Annotated in this window: 13 protein-coding genes; all 13 read left to right on the top strand. The window is 69.9% G+C overall.

What is annotated here, in order from left to right; all coding sequences use genetic code 11:
• Positions 1-302: 302 nt before the first annotated feature.
• Positions 303-731, top strand: a complete 429-nt coding sequence (locus ACWD6R_RS13820; RefSeq protein ID WP_451818873.1) for a Rieske (2Fe-2S) protein — start codon at positions 303-305, stop codon at positions 729-731.
• Positions 732-916: 185 nt separating this feature from the next.
• Positions 917-2,947 carry an excinuclease ABC subunit UvrC gene (uvrC, locus tag ACWD6R_RS13815; protein WP_451818928.1) on the top strand — a complete coding sequence of 677 codons (2,031 nt, stop codon included), beginning with the start codon at positions 917-919 and terminating at the stop codon, positions 2,945-2,947.
• A complete protein-coding gene (gene rapZ / locus ACWD6R_RS13810) occupies positions 2,944-3,957 on the top strand; it encodes an RNase adapter RapZ (protein WP_451818872.1) in 1,014 nt (337 codons plus the stop codon). Before uvrC ends, rapZ begins: the two co-directional genes overlap by 4 nt.
• The gene (locus tag ACWD6R_RS13805) at positions 3,954-4,991 is read left to right on the top strand and encodes a gluconeogenesis factor YvcK family protein (protein WP_451818871.1); all 1,038 of its coding nucleotides are present in this window, start codon (positions 3,954-3,956) and stop codon (positions 4,989-4,991) included. The genes rapZ and ACWD6R_RS13805 overlap by 4 nt, the downstream gene beginning before the upstream one ends.
• Positions 4,982-5,971 (top strand): DNA-binding protein WhiA, encoded by a 990-nt coding sequence (gene whiA / locus ACWD6R_RS13800; RefSeq protein ID WP_030919772.1) that lies wholly within the window; start codon positions 4,982-4,984, stop codon positions 5,969-5,971. Before ACWD6R_RS13805 ends, whiA begins: the two co-directional genes overlap by 10 nt.
• Before the next feature lie 262 nt (positions 5,972-6,233).
• Positions 6,234-7,241 (top strand): type I glyceraldehyde-3-phosphate dehydrogenase, encoded by a 1,008-nt coding sequence (gene gap / locus ACWD6R_RS13795; RefSeq protein ID WP_451818870.1) that lies wholly within the window; start codon positions 6,234-6,236, stop codon positions 7,239-7,241.
• Between the two features lie 108 nt (positions 7,242-7,349).
• Positions 7,350-8,561, top strand: coding sequence for a phosphoglycerate kinase (locus ACWD6R_RS13790; protein ID WP_451818869.1), 1,212 nt, complete (start codon positions 7,350-7,352; stop codon positions 8,559-8,561).
• A 6-nt stretch (positions 8,562-8,567) separates the two neighbouring features.
• Entirely contained in the window at positions 8,568-9,344 is a 777-nt protein-coding gene (tpiA, locus tag ACWD6R_RS13785; RefSeq protein ID WP_451818868.1) for a triose-phosphate isomerase, read from the top strand.
• A 116-nt stretch (positions 9,345-9,460) separates the two neighbouring features.
• Positions 9,461-9,697: a preprotein translocase subunit SecG gene (gene secG, locus ACWD6R_RS13780; protein ID WP_078839980.1), complete on the top strand. Its 237-nt coding sequence runs from the start codon at positions 9,461-9,463 to the stop codon at positions 9,695-9,697.
• A 109-nt stretch (positions 9,698-9,806) separates the two neighbouring features.
• The gene (locus ACWD6R_RS13775) at positions 9,807-10,142 is read left to right on the top strand and encodes an RNA polymerase-binding protein RbpA (protein ID WP_078839979.1); all 336 of its coding nucleotides are present in this window, start codon (positions 9,807-9,809) and stop codon (positions 10,140-10,142) included.
• 171 nt (positions 10,143-10,313) lie between these two features.
• Entirely contained in the window at positions 10,314-11,966 is a 1,653-nt protein-coding gene (gene pgi / locus ACWD6R_RS13770) for a glucose-6-phosphate isomerase (protein WP_451818867.1), read from the top strand.
• A 4-nt stretch (positions 11,967-11,970) separates the two neighbouring features.
• The gene (locus ACWD6R_RS13765; RefSeq protein WP_451818866.1) at positions 11,971-12,474 is read left to right on the top strand and encodes a PH domain-containing protein; all 504 of its coding nucleotides are present in this window, start codon (positions 11,971-11,973) and stop codon (positions 12,472-12,474) included.
• Entirely contained in the window at positions 12,471-14,063 is a 1,593-nt protein-coding gene (locus tag ACWD6R_RS13760) for a PH domain-containing protein (RefSeq protein ID WP_451818865.1), read from the top strand. The genes ACWD6R_RS13765 and ACWD6R_RS13760 overlap by 4 nt, the downstream gene beginning before the upstream one ends.
• Positions 14,064-14,151 lie beyond the last annotated feature (88 nt).

Genomic DNA, 14,151 nt, shown 5'->3' with positions numbered 1-14,151 from the left:
TGCAACCGGCGACGGTCTGCCCGCCTGCTGCCGCTCGGCGCGGGTGGCCCGGCCCACCGCCGCCCCGGCCCGCGCCGGCTGCGGTGGGTCGGTCATGCCTGCTCAGGCGTAGTCGCGACCGGTCCTGACCAGGCATGACCGTCCACGACCGGCCCGGCCGCAGGGCCGCCCGTCTCCGCCGGTATCGTCGGTTCTGTCACTGATGCCGGTAGTGCCCCGGGTGCCTTCCGGTACCCCTGGTGCAGCCGGCGTCTCTCCGACGCCCCCTCTTCGTCCCACCCCTCTCACCCCGTGGAGTCCGCATGTCCGGCCAGCCCACCGCCCGCCGTACCGTGCTGAAGGGTGCCGCTCTCGCCGGTGTCGCCGGGCTGGGAGTGACCGCCTGTTCGACCGAATCGAAGCTCGGGCACGCCCAGACGCCGACCCCCACCGCCCCCGTCGAGCTCGGCTCCCCGGACGAGGTGCCGGTCGGCGGGTCCAAGCTCTACCGCGAGCAGCGGGTCGTCGTCAGCTGCCCGGCCAAGGGCGAGTTCAAGGCGTTCAGCGCCCAGTGCACCCACGCGGGCTGCCTGCTGGACAAGGTGGAGGACAACGAGGGGAACTGCCCCTGCCACGGCAGCCGCTTCGACACGACCACCGGCAAGGCGGTGCAAGGTCCGGCGACCGTGCCGCTGCCCTCCGTCCCGGTCAGGGTCGAGGGCGGAAAGCTGATCGCCGGTCCTGACGCCTGACGCCCGACGCCCCGGGCCGGGTCACTCCCAAGGCGTCCCTCCGGACCGTCCCCGAGGCGGGGACGTCCGGCGCCTGGCAGGTGGTGAACATCGCCACCGGCGACGACGGGACGCGGTACGCCCCGGAGCACGGCATCACCCCGGACGTCACCGCACTGTCACTGCCCGCAAGTAGGGTGGGAGACATGGCAGACCCCTCCAGCTACCGCCCCAAGCCGGGACAGATCCCCGACTCCCCGGGGGTCTACAGATTCCGCGACGAGCATCGCCGGGTGATCTACGTCGGGAAGGCGAAGAGCCTGCGCCAGCGCCTGGCCAACTACTTCCAGGACCTGGCCAATCTCCACCCCCGTACGCGCACGATGGTCACCACGGCCGCCTCCGTCGAGTGGACCGTCGTCGCCACCGAGGTCGAGGCGCTCCAGCTGGAGTACTCCTGGATCAAGGAGTACGACCCCCGGTTCAACGTCAAGTACCGGGACGACAAGAGTTATCCGTACCTCGCGGTCACGCTCAACGAGGAGTTCCCGCGCGTGCAGGTCATGCGCGGTGCCAAGAAGAAAGGCGTGCGCTACTTCGGTCCGTACGGGCACGCCTGGGCGATCCGCGAGACCGTCGACCTGATGCTCCGGGTCTTTCCCGTACGCACGTGCTCCGCAGGTGTCTTCAGGAACGCCGCGCGGACCGGCCGCCCCTGCCTCCTCGGCTACATCGGCAAGTGCTCGGCGCCCTGCGTCGGCCGGGTCACCCCCGAGGAACACCGCGAACTTGCGGACGATTTCTGCGACTTCATGGCCGGCCGCACGGGCACGTACATCCGCCGCCTGGAGAAGGACATGATGGCGGCGGCCGAGGAGATGGAGTACGAGCGGGCGGCCCGGCTCCGCGACGACGTGGAGGCCCTCAAGCGGGCCATGGAGAAGAGCGCCGTCGTCCTCGCCGACGCCACCGACGCCGACCTGATCGCTCTCGCCGAGGATGAGCTGGAGGCCGCCGTGCAGATCTTCCACGTCCGCGGCGGCCGGGTGCGCGGCCAGCGCGGCTGGGTCACCGACAAGGTCGAGGCGGTCGGCACCTCGGGCCTCGTCGAGCACGCCCTGCAGCAGCTGTACGGGGAGGAGACGGGCGACTCCGTCCCCAAGGAGGTCCTCGTCCCGGCCCTTCCGGAGGATCCCGAAGCGGTCTCCCAGTGGCTCGCCGACCGCCGGGGCTCCCAGGTCAGCCTGCGCATCCCGCAGCGCGGCGACAAGAAGGACCTGATGGTGACGGTCCAGCGCAACGCCCAGCAGGCCCTGGGGCTGCACAAGACCAAGCGCGCCTCCGATCTGACGACCCGCTCCCGCGCCCTGGAGGAGATCACCGAGGCCCTCGGCCTCGATACGGCTCCGCTGCGCATCGAGTGCTTCGACATCTCCCATCTCCAGGGCGACGACGTGGTCGCCTCCATGGTCGTCTTCGAGGACGGTCTGGCCCGCAAGAGCGAGTACCGCCGCTTCCAGATCAAGGGCTTCGAGGGCCAGGACGACGTCCGCTCGATGCACGAGGTGATCGGCCGCCGCTTCAAGCGGTACCTGCAGGAGAAGGAACGGACGGGGGAGTGGGAGGAGATCCCTGTCCCCACCGGAGCCGTCCCGGCCCCGGAAGCCTCCGATGCCGGCCCCTTCGAGATCGAGTCCCGTGAGGACGACGGCCGCCCCAAGCGGTTCGCCTACCCGCCGCAGCTCGTGGTGGTCGACGGTGGTCAGCCGCAGGTCGCCGCGGCCAAGCGGGCCCTCGACGAGCTGGGGATCGACGACATCGCCGTCTGCGGCCTCGCCAAGCGTCTCGAAGAGGTCTGGCTGCCCGACGACGACGACCCCGTGGTCCTGCCCCGCTCCAGTGAGGGCCTCTACCTCCTGCAGCGCGTCCGCGACGAGGCCCACCGCTTCGCCATCACCTACCAGCGCGCCAAGCGGGCCAAGCGCATACGCTCCAGCCCTCTCGATGCAGTCGCCGGACTCGGCGAGACCAGGAAGCAGGCGTTGATCAAGCATTTCGGCTCCGTGAAGAGGCTGAAGCAGGCGACAATCGACGAGATCTGCGAGGTTTCGGGAATAGGCCGCAGGACGGCGGAATCAGTGGCTGTCGCCCTCGCCTCGGCCGCCCCGGCCGCGCCCGCCGTGAACACGGCGACAGGAGAGATCATTGAAGAGGACGACGGGGGCAGCGCAACATGACTGAGCACGAGCAGGAACAAGAGCACAATCAGCAGAACCAGCACGAGCAGCAGCACGAGCAAGAGCGCGCGCACGACCGCACAGACCGAGCAGACGGAGCAGGACACGTGAGTACGGGCACCACGATCGAGACGGGTGATGCCACTGCGGCCATCCCCGAGCTGGTGATCATCTCCGGTATGTCGGGCGCCGGGCGGTCCACCGCCGCCAAATGTCTGGAGGACCTCGGCTGGTTCGTCGTCGACAACCTGCCGCCCGCGCTGATCCCCACCATGGTGGAGCTGGGTGCCCGGTCACAGGGCAATGTGGCCCGGATCGCCGTCGTCGTCGACGTGCGCGGCCGCCGCTTCTTCGACAACCTCCGGGAATCCCTCGCCGACCTCGAGGCCAAGCACGTCACCCGGCGGATCGTCTTCCTGGAGTCCTCCGACGACGCGCTGGTCCGCCGCTTCGAATCGGTCCGCCGCCCGCACCCCCTCCAGGGTGACGGCCGCATCGTCGACGGCATCGCGGCCGAGCGCGACCTGCTGCGCGAGCTGCGCGGCGACGCCGACCTGGTGATCGACACCTCCAGCCTCAACGTGCACGAGCTGCGCGCCAAGATGGACGCCCAGTTCGCCGGCGACGAGGAGCCGGAGCTGCGCGCCACGGTGATGTCGTTCGGCTTCAAGTACGGCCTGCCGGTCGACGCCGACCTGGTGGTGGACTGCCGCTTCCTGCCCAACCCGCACTGGGTCCCGGAGCTGCGCCCGTTCACCGGGCTCAACGAGGAGGTGTCGGCGTACGTCTTCGACCAGCCGGGCGCCAAGGAGTTCCTCAACCAGTACACCGAGCTGCTGCAGCTCGTCGCCGCGGGCTACCGCCGCGAGGGCAAGCGCTATATGACGATCGCCGTCGGCTGCACGGGCGGCAAGCACCGCTCCGTCGCGATGTCGGAGAAGCTCGCCGCGCGGCTCGCCACCGAAGGAATCGAGACCGTCCTCGTCCACCGGGACATGGGGCGCGAGTGACCAGTCGTAATGTGCGCCTGCGGCGGCTGCGCAGAGCCACCTCTGCGCTCTCCGCCCGCAAGCGCGGCGCCCAGCATCCCAAGGTCGTCGCCCTCGGCGGCGGCATGGGCCTGTCCGCGTCGCTCGCGGCGCTGCGCCGGATCACCGGCGATCTCACCGCCGTGGTCACCGTCGCCGACGACGGCGGCTCCAGCGGCCGGCTCCGCGAGGAGCTCGGCGTCCTGCCGCCCGGCGACCTCCGGAAGGCGCTCGCCGCGCTCTGCGGCGACGACGACTGGGGCCAGACCTGGGCCCAGGTCATCCAGCACCGCTTCCAGTCCAAGGGCGATCTGCACGAGCACGCGGTCGGCAATCTGCTGATCGTCGCCCTGTGGGAGCAGCTCGGCGACCATGTGCAGGCCCTGGACCTGGTCGGCAAGCTCCTCGGCGCGCACGGCCGGGTGCTGCCCATGTCCGCCGTGCCGCTGGAGCTCCAGGCGCTCGTACGGGGCCACGACCCGGCCCGTCCGGACGACGTGGACACGGTGCGCGGCCAGGCGACGGTGGCGCTCACTCCCGGTGAGGTGCAGTCCGTGCACCTCGTCCCGAACGACCCGCCGGCCGTCCCGGAGGCGGTCGAGGCGGTCCTGGACGCGGACTGGGTGGTGCTCGGCCCGGGATCGTGGTTCTCCTCGGTGATCCCGCATCTGCTCGTACCGGAACTGCTCGACGCGCTCGTCGTGACGAAGGCCCGCAAGGTCCTCTCGCTCAACCTCGCACCGCAACCCGGTGAAACTGATGGCTTCTCTCCGCAGCGTCATTTGGAGGTTTTGGGACGACACGCCCCTAAACTCGCCCTGGACGTGGTGCTGGCCGACGAAGCCGCCGTGCCCGATCGCGAGTCCCTCGCCGAAGCCGCCAAGCGGCTCGGTGCCGCGGTCGAGCTGGCGCCGGTGGCCTCACCCGACGGCGTTCCGATCCATGATCCGGAGCTGTTGGCCGCCGCGTACGACCGTATTTTTCGGATGCATGGAAGGATCGGCCCATGGCGATGACGCCAGCGGTGAAGGACGAAATCTCTCGGCTTCCCGTGACCCGGACCTGCTGCAGGAAGGCAGAGGTTTCGGCGATTCTTCGGTTCGCGGGCGGGCTGCACCTGGTGAGTGGCCGGATTGTGATCGAGGCGGAGCTGGACACCGCTATGGCGGCACGCCGGCTGAAGCGGGACATTCTCGAGATCTTCGGGCACAGCTCGGAGCTGATCGTGATGGCCCCCGGCGGTCTGCGGCGCGGCTCCCGCTATGTCGTACGGGTGGTGGCGGGCGGCGATCAGCTGGCCCGCCAGACCGGCCTGGTGGACGGCCGCGGCCGCCCGATCCGCGGTCTGCCGCCGCAGGTGGTCTCGGGGGCCACCTGCGATGCCGAGGCCGCCTGGCGCGGGGCCTTCCTGGCCCACGGCTCGCTCACCGAGCCGGGCCGCTCCTCCTCGCTGGAGGTGACCTGCCCGGGCCCGGAGGCGGCGCTCGCGCTGGTCGGCGCGGCCCGCAGGCTCTCCATCGCGGCGAAGGCACGCGAGGTGCGCGGCGTCGACCGGGTCGTCGTCCGCGACGGCGACGCGATCGGTGCCCTGCTCACCCGGCTGGGCGCCCATGAGTCGGTGCTGGCCTGGGAGGAGCGGCGGATGCGCCGCGAGGTCCGCGCCACCGCCAACCGGCTGGCCAACTTCGACGACGCCAATCTGCGCCGCTCCGCGCGGGCCGCGGTGGCCGCGGGTGCCCGCGTGGGACGTGCTCTGGAGATCCTGGGCGAAGAGGTGCCCGAGCACCTCGCGGCGGCCGGACGGCTGCGCATGGAGCACAAGCAGGCCTCCCTGGAGGAACTGGGCGCGCTCGCCGACCCGCCGCTGACGAAGGACGCGGTCGCCGGCCGGATCCGCCGACTCCTGGCCATGGCCGACAAGCGGGCCCAGGACCTCGGTATCCCGGGGACGGAATCCACCCTCAGCGAAGAGCTCGCCGACGGCCTGGTGGGCTGAGAAGAAGCAGCGGCGGAAGTGGGCCGAAAGCGGAACGCGTGGCATTCCCGCAGGTGTTGACAGACAGTAATCATCGCTGCGTGCGCAGCCGAGTATCCGGAGGCCCGTACTCCAACCGGGGAGTACGGGCCCCCACGGCGCTTCCGGGCCCGCTCGATGTCACTCACGGGCCCTCGGAGAGGTAGGGTCGGAGGCGGTCGGGGACATCCCTATACAACTCGCCGGCGTCGAAAACCGGCGTACCTAACGAGGAGATCGGTTCGTGACGATCCGCGTAGGCATCAATGGCTTTGGCCGCATCGGTCGTAACTACTTCCGCGCGCTGCTGGAGCAGGGTGCGGACATCGAGATCGTGGCTGTCAACGACCTGGGTGACACTGCGACCACGGCCCACCTTCTGAAGTACGACACCATTCTGGGTCGTCTGAAGGCCGAGGTCAGCCACACCGCCGACAGCATCACCGTCGACGGCCACACCATCAAGGTGCTCTCCGAGCGCAACCCGGCCGACATCCCCTGGGGTGAGCTGCGCGTCGACGTCGTCATCGAGTCGACCGGCATCTTCACCAAGAAGGCCGACGCCGAGAAGCACATCGCCGGTGGTGCCAAGAAGGTCCTCATCTCGGCTCCGGCCAAGGACGAGGACATCACCATCGTGATGGGCGTCAACGAGGACAAGTACGACGCGGCCAACCACCACGTCATCTCCAACGCCTCCTGCACCACCAACTGTGTTGCGCCGATGACCAAGGTTCTGGACGAGAACTTCGGCATCGTCAAGGGCCTCATGACGACGGTTCACGCGTACACGAACGACCAGCGCATCCTGGACTTCCCGCACTCCGACCTGCGTCGCGCCCGCGCCGCCGCGGAGAACATCATCCCGACCACGACCGGTGCCGCCAAGGCCACCGCTCTGGTGCTCCCTCAGCTCAAGGGCAAGCTCGACGGCATCGCGATGCGCGTTCCGGTCCCGACCGGCTCGGTCACCGACCTGGTCATCACGCTGGAGCGCGAGGTCACCCGCGACGAGGTCAACGCCGCCTTCCAGAAGGCCGCCGAGGAAGGCCCGCTCAAGGGCAAGCTCGTCTACACCCAGGACCCGATCGTGTCCTCGGACATCGTCTCGGACCAGGCGTCCTGCACCTTCGACTCCCTGCTGACCATGGCAGAGGGCACGCAGGTCAAGGTCATCGGCTGGTACGACAATGAGTGGGGCTACTCCAACCGCCTCGTCGACCTGACCGTGTTCGTCGGCAGCCAGCTCTGACCGTCGAATCGGCAGGCACCTCGATGTGAGCACGGGGCTCGGACAGCGCAACGCAGCGCCGTTCGAGCCCCGTTGCATGCTCTCCCGCCCTCCAAGGAGTCCAGCAAGATGAAGACGATCGACGAACTTCTCGCCGAAGGGGTCACCGGCAAGCGCGTATTCGTCCGCGCCGACCTCAACGTGCCGCTGAGCGGCACCACCATCACCGACGACGGCCGCATCCGCGCCGTCCAGCCGACCGTGGAGAAGCTGGCCGCGGCCGGTGCGAAGGTCATCGTCGCCTCGCACCTGGGCCGCCCCAAGGGCGCCCCGGACCCGGCCTTCTCCCTGGCCCCCGCCGCCGCCCGGCTCGGTGAGCTGATCGGCGCCGACGTCGCCTTCGCGACCGACACGGTCGGCGAGTCCGCCCGCGCCACGGTCGCAGCCCTCACCGACGGCCGGGTCGCCGTCATCGAGAACCTCCGCTTCAATCCCGGCGAGACGTCGAAGGACGACGCCGAGCGCGGCGCGTTCGCCGACCAGCTCGCCGAGCTCGCCGATGTGTACGTGGGCGACGGCTTCGGAGCCGTCCACCGCAAGCACGCCTCGGTCTTCGACCTCCCGGCCCGGCTGCCGCACGCCGCGGGCGACCTGATCGCCACCGAGGTCGGCGTCCTGAAGAAGCTCACCGAGGACGTCGCGCGTCCGTACGCCGTCGTGCTCGGCGGCTCCAAGGTCTCCGACAAGCTCGGCGTCATCGACCACCTCCTGGAGCGGGCCGACCGCATCCTCATCGGCGGTGGCATGGCGTACACCTTCCTCAAGGCCCAGGGCCACGAGGTCGGCAGCTCCCTCCTGCAGGAGGACCAGATCCCGGCGGTGCTGGAGTATCTGAAGCGCGCCGAGGAGAAGGGCGTGGAGTTCGTGCTCCCCGTCGACGTCGTGGTCTCCGAGCAGTTCCCGGACCTCAAGACCAAGGCGCCGACCCAGCACAGCACCGTGCCCGCGCACGCCATCCCGGCCGGCGTGATGGGTCTGGACAACGGACCCGAGACCAACAAGCTGTACGCCTCGAAGCTCGCCGACGCCGTCACCGTCTTCTGGAACGGCCCGATGGGCGTCTTCGAGCACCCCGACTACGCCGAGGGCACCCGGGCGGTCGCCCAGGCCCTCGTCGACTCCTCGGGCTTCAGTGTCGTCGGCGGTGGCGACTCCGCCGCTGCCGTCCGCATCCTGGGCTTCGACGAGAACGCATTCGGCCACATCTCGACCGGTGGCGGCGCCAGCCTCGAATACCTCGAGGGCAAGACGCTTCCCGGCCTTGCCGCACTGGAGGACTGACCTTTCATGAACACCCGTACCCCGCTGATGGCGGGCAACTGGAAGATGAACCTCAACCACCTCGAGGCCATCGCGCACGTCCAGAAGCTCGCCTTCGCCCTGGCCGACAAGGACTACGACGCCGTCGAGGTCGCCGTCCTGCCGCCCTTCACCGACCTGCGCTCGGTGCAGACGCTGGTCGACGGCGACAAACTGAAGATCAAGTACGGCGCCCAGGACGTCTCGGCGCACGACTCCGGCGCGTACACCGGTGAGATCTCAGGCTTCATGCTCGCCAAGCTGAAGTGCACCTATGTCGCGGTCGGCCACAGCGAGCGCCGCCAGTACCACGGCGAGAACGACGAGATCTGCAACGCCAAGGTGAAGGCCGCGTACCGGCACGGCCTGACCCCGATCCTCTGCGTCGGTGAGGGCCTGGACGTCCGCAAGGCCGGTGACCAGGTCGCGTACACCCTCGCGCAGCTCGACGGCGGCCTGAAGGACATCCCGGCCGAGCAGGCCGAGTCCATCGTGATCGCCTACGAGCCGGTCTGGGCCATCGGCACCGGTGAGGTCGCCACCCCCGAGGACGCGCAGGAGGTCTGTGGTGCGATCCGCCGCCGCCTCGCCGAGCTGTACTCGCAGGAGCTGGCCGACGCCGTCCGTATCCAGTACGGCGGCTCGGTGAAGTCCGGGAACGTCGCGGCGATCATGGCGCAGTCCGACGTGGACGGCGCCCTGATCGGCGGCGCCGCACTGGATGCCGACGAGTTCGTCAAGATCGTCCGCTTCCGCGACCAGTGAGTATGCGGTAGCGCCGATCCGTCGTACCCTTGCGGGGGCCGTGGGGGTCATTGTCCTCCCGGCCCCCGTTGTCCGTTAGAGCAGTCCAAGGGAATTCCGGAAAGTAGGGACCAGCCGTGGTTATGGGGTTCTCGATCGCCCTGATCGTCTTCAGCCTGCTGCTGATGCTGCTGGTGCTGATGCACAAGGGAAAGGGCGGCGGCCTCTCCGACATGTTCGGTGGCGGTATGCAGTCGTCCGTCGGCGGCTCCTCGGTCGCCGAGCGAAACCTCGACCGGATCACCGTGGTGGTCGGTCTGGGATGGTTCGCATGCATTGTCGTGCTTGGTCTGCTGATGAAGCTGGACAACTGACCCGGCGTCCGCGATTCCCGGTGAGGGTGTAACTCCTTTCACTGGACGCGCGTTGGGCCTTACGTAGACTGGGGCATCTTCGAGCACCATCACGCAGGGAGTTACGACCGTGGCAAGTGGCAACGCGATCCGGGGAAGCCGGGTCGGAGCGGGGCCGATGGGGGAGGCCGAGCGGGGCGAGTCCGCGCCGCGTCTCCGCATCTCCTTCTGGTGCTCGAACGGGCACGAGACGCAGCCGAGCTTCGCCAGTGACGCGCAGACACCGGACACTTGGGACTGCCCGCGCTGTGGCTTCCCGGCCGGTCAGGACCGGGACAACCCGCCGGACCCGCCGCGCACCGAACCGTACAAGACGCACCTTGCGTACGTACGTGAGCGTCGCAGCGATGCGGACGGCGAGGCCATCCTCGCCGAGGCCCTGGCCAAACTCCGGGGCGAAATCTAGTACCCCTCCCGGCAAGTTTTTGTTCACCGGCCGGTCGCCCCATGGGTGGCCGGCCGGAGTGCATTTGTCGGCGCCGCAGCTCTCCGTCGCCTTGTCAGCCCCTCTGATCAATTAAGTTGGAGGGGCAGCGGGGCATGTGCACGTACGAGAAGAAGTGGGCTGATATCCGGGATGAACGCACAAAGCCGAACCAAGCTCAATCACACGCCCGAGTGGACCGCTCTCGGCAAGCACCGCGAGCAGTTCGGGCGGACGCATCTGCGGCAGCTGTTCGCCGACGATCCGGAGCGCGGGGCCGGATATACCCTCCGGGTCGGCGATCTGTATCTCGACTACTCCAAGCACCTGGTCACCGACGAGACGCTCCGACTGCTGCGCGAGCTCGCCGACGCCACCGGAGTCGCCGAGCTGCGTGACGCCATGTTCCGCGGCGAGAAGATCAATACCACCGAGGACCGCGCCGTCCTGCACACCGCGCTGCGCGCCCCGCGCGACGCCGTGATCGAGGTCGACGGCGAGAACGTGGTGCCCGCCGTGCACGCCGTGCTCGACAGGATGGCGGCCTTCGCCGACCGCATCAGGTCGGGGGAGTGGACCGGCCACACCGGCAAGCCGATCAAGAACATCGTCAACATCGGCATCGGCGGCTCCGACCTGGGCCCCGCCATGGCGTACGAGGTGCTGCGCTCCTTCACGGACCGCTCGCTCACCGTCCGCTTCGTGTCGAACGTCGACGGCGCCGACCTGCACGAGGCCGTTCGCGACCTCGACCCCGCCGAGACGCTGTTCATCGTCGCGTCGAAGACCTTCACCACGATCGAGACGATCACCAACGCCACCTCCGCCCGCAACTGGCTGCTGACCGGCCTTCGGGCCGAGCGGGACGCGGTCGCCAAGCACTTCGTGGCGCTCTCTACCAACGCCGAGAAGGTCGCGGACTTCGGCATCGACACCGCCAACATGTTCGAGTTCTGGGACTGGGTCGGCGGCCGCTACTCGTACGACTCGGCCATCGGTCTCTCGCTGATGATCGCCATCGGACCGGACCGGTTCCGCGAGATGCTCGACGGCTTCCACCTCGTCGACGAACACTTCCGCACCGCCCCGGCGGAGGCCAACGCCCCTCTGCTGCTCGGCCTGCTGGGCATCTGGTACGGCGCATTCTTCGACGCCCAGTCGCATGCCGTACTGCCGTACAGCCACTATCTGTCCAAGTTCACCGCCTACTTGCAGCAGCTGGACATGGAGTCCAATGGCAAGTCCGTGGACCGGGACGGCAATCCGGTCGAGTGGCAGACCGGACCGGTCGTCTGGGGCACGCCCGGCACCAACGGGCAGCACGCCTACTACCAGTTGATCCACCAGGGCACCAAGGTCATCCCGGCCGACTTCATCGGCTTCGCCGAGCCGGTCGCCGACCTGCTGCCCGGGCTCGTCGCCCAGCACGATCTGCTGATGGCCAACTTCTTCGCCCAGACCCAGGCGCTGGCCTTCGGCAAGACGCCGGACGAGGTCCGCGCGGAGGGCGTCGCCGAGGAGCTGGTGCCGCACAAGACGTTCCGGGGCAACCACCCCACGACGACGATCCTCGCGGACCGGCTGACGCCGTCCGTCCTCGGCCAGCTCATCGCGCTGTACGAGCACAAGGTCTTCGTCCAGGGCGCCGTCTGGAACATCGACTCCTTCGACCAGTGGGGCGTCGAGCTCGGCAAGGTTCTCGCCAAGAAGATCGAGCCGGTGCTGACCGAGGGCACAGGGGGCGAGCAGCTGGACAGCTCGACCGCCGCCCTCGTCGCCGCTTACCGCACGCGGCGGGGCCGCTGATCCGATGACCACGGGGGAGAGGACGGTGCGGCTCCGGCCGCCGAACAACACGCCGGACCCGAGGGCCGTCGGCTGGTGGCGGACCCAGTGGCTGCTGCTGACCGCGGCGCCGGTGGCCGTCCTGGCCGTGCTGGGCGCGCTCATCGCGCCCGCCCGGTTCTGGCTGCTGCTGCCCGCCGTGGTCCTCGCGGCCCTCGGTGCGGCCTGCGCCGTTTTCTTCCCCCGCTGGTGGTACCGCACCCACCGCTGGGAGGTCACCGGCGAGGCGGTGTACATCAGGACCGGCGTGATCCGGCAGGAGTGGCGGATCGCGCCGATGTCCCGGATCCAGACCGTCGACACCGTGCGCGGCCCGCTGGAGCAGCTGTACAGGCTGGCCTCGGTCACCGTGACCACCGCCTCCGCCGAGGGGGCCCTGAAGATCGCGGGCCTCGACCACGAGCTCGCCGCCGAACTGGCCGAGCGGCTGACCAGGATCACCCAGGACACGCCCGGGGACGCCACATGAGTGAGGTCGCGGACGGCACGGGCAGCGAGCGGCTCGCCTCACCGGCCGGCGGATCGGACCGGGACGGTACGGATCCCGGGGCGGCCGCCGGAGCCGGCTGGCGGCAGCTCGACCGGCGGACGGTCCTCGTCACCGCGCTCGTCTCGGCCGGCGTGGCGGCCGGCGCCGCCGTGCCCACCACGCTCGGCCTGGCCGGACGGCTCGGCCTCGCGGCCGCCGTCGCCTGGGTGCTGACCGGCGTGCTCGTACTGATCGGCTGCGGTGCGGGCGGCGACTACATACGCTGGCGCCGCACCCGCTACCGCATCGGCGCCGAGCGCGTCGAGCTCCACACCGGGCTGCTGCTGGTCGAGAAGCGCTCACTGGCCCGCGAACGCATCCGCAGCGTCGACCTCACCGCCCACCCCCTGCTGCGGATCCTCGGCCTCGTCACCGTCCGGATCGGCACCGGCGAGCACACCGGCAACGAGGCCACCCTGGAGCTCGACCCGGTCCGCAGGAGCGAGGGCGAACGGCTCCGCCACGAACTGCTGACCCACGCGGCCACCGGTGCGCCCGGGACCCACCGCGAGGGCGAGCTCGCCGCACTCGACCCGCGCTGGATCCGCTACGCACCGGTCTCGTTCGTCACCCCCGCCCTCGGCGGTGCGGCGGCCGGGGCGGTGCTGCAGGTCAGCGACTGGTTCGGGGAACAGGGCCAGGTGCTCCACTGGATCGGCGACCGCTTCCGGGACACCTCGCTGCTCACGACGACCGTGATCCTCGCCGTCACCGTGACGGTCGCCGGGGTCTTCGGCGCGCTCGGCCTCTGGATCGAGAGGTGGTGGAGCTACCGCCTGGAGCGCGAACCCGGCGGCACCCTGCGGATCCGGCGCGGGCTCCTCACCTCCCGGTCCGTCACCATCGAGGAGCGCCGACTGCGCGGCGTCGACGTCGTCGAACCGCTCGGTATCCGGCTGTTCGGCGCCGCCCGGGTGGACGCGATCACCACCGGCCTCGCCAAGGACGACGAGGAGCAGCACGGCGACCACAACACCCTGCTGCCCGCCGCGCCCCGCAGCGTCGCCGACGCCGTGGCCGCCGACGCGCTGCGCGAGACCACGGCCCCGACCGGTGCCCCGCTGATCCCACACCCCCTCGCGGCCCGTGGCAGACGGCTGCGCCGGGCGGTTTGGGCCGTCCTGGCTCCCGTGCTGATCCTTGGTGTCCTGGGCGTGCTGCTGACGCCCGTCCTGCTCTGGGTTGCCCTGGGCTGCGCCGTGGTGGGGCTGCCGGTCGGCGTGTTCCTGGCCCGTGATGCGTACCGCGGCCTGGGACACGCCCTCAGCGGTGACTATCTGGTGACCCGCTCCGGCATCGTACGGCGGTCCACCGCCGCACTGGAGCGGGCCGGAGTGATCGGCTGGACGGTCAGGCAGTCGTACTTCCAGCGGCGGGCGGGGCTGCTGAGCGTGACCGCCACGACGGCGGCCGGAGCGGGCGCCTACACGGTGTACGACGCCGGTGCGAGTGAGGGCCTCGGCTTCGCCTCCGAGGCCGTCCCCGGCCTGCTGGAGCCCTTCCTGGAGTGCACGCCGCCGAACGCCTGAGAGCCTGTCGGGTGACCTTCGATCGGAAAGCGGACGCGGTCTGGTGCGTGCGATTCCAAGGCGCCGGAAGGCCCTCGGATGGGGTCTC

The sequence above is a fragment of the Streptomyces sp. NPDC005151 genome, assembly GCF_053599875.1.
The sequence above is the reverse complement of the archived record's forward strand: the minus strand, read 5'-3'. Positions and strand labels throughout refer to the sequence as shown.

Coding starts and splice junctions, on each gene's coding strand:
- ACWD6R_RS13820 (WP_451818873.1), top strand. CDS start 303: ATGTCCGGCCAGCCCACCGCCCGCCGTACCGTGCTGAAGGGTGCCGCT.
- uvrC (WP_451818928.1), top strand. CDS start 917: ATGGCAGACCCCTCCAGCTACCGCCCCAAGCCGGGACAGATCCCCGAC.
- rapZ (WP_451818872.1), top strand. CDS start 2,944: ATGACTGAGCACGAGCAGGAACAAGAGCACAATCAGCAGAACCAGCAC.
- whiA (WP_030919772.1), top strand. CDS start 4,982: ATGGCGATGACGCCAGCGGTGAAGGACGAAATCTCTCGGCTTCCCGTG.
- ACWD6R_RS13790 (WP_451818869.1), top strand. CDS start 7,350: ATGAAGACGATCGACGAACTTCTCGCCGAAGGGGTCACCGGCAAGCGC.
- tpiA (WP_451818868.1), top strand. CDS start 8,568: ATGAACACCCGTACCCCGCTGATGGCGGGCAACTGGAAGATGAACCTC.
- pgi (WP_451818867.1), top strand. CDS start 10,314: ATGAACGCACAAAGCCGAACCAAGCTCAATCACACGCCCGAGTGGACC.
- ACWD6R_RS13765 (WP_451818866.1), top strand. CDS start 11,971: ATGACCACGGGGGAGAGGACGGTGCGGCTCCGGCCGCCGAACAACACG.
- ACWD6R_RS13760 (WP_451818865.1), top strand. CDS start 12,471: ATGAGTGAGGTCGCGGACGGCACGGGCAGCGAGCGGCTCGCCTCACCG.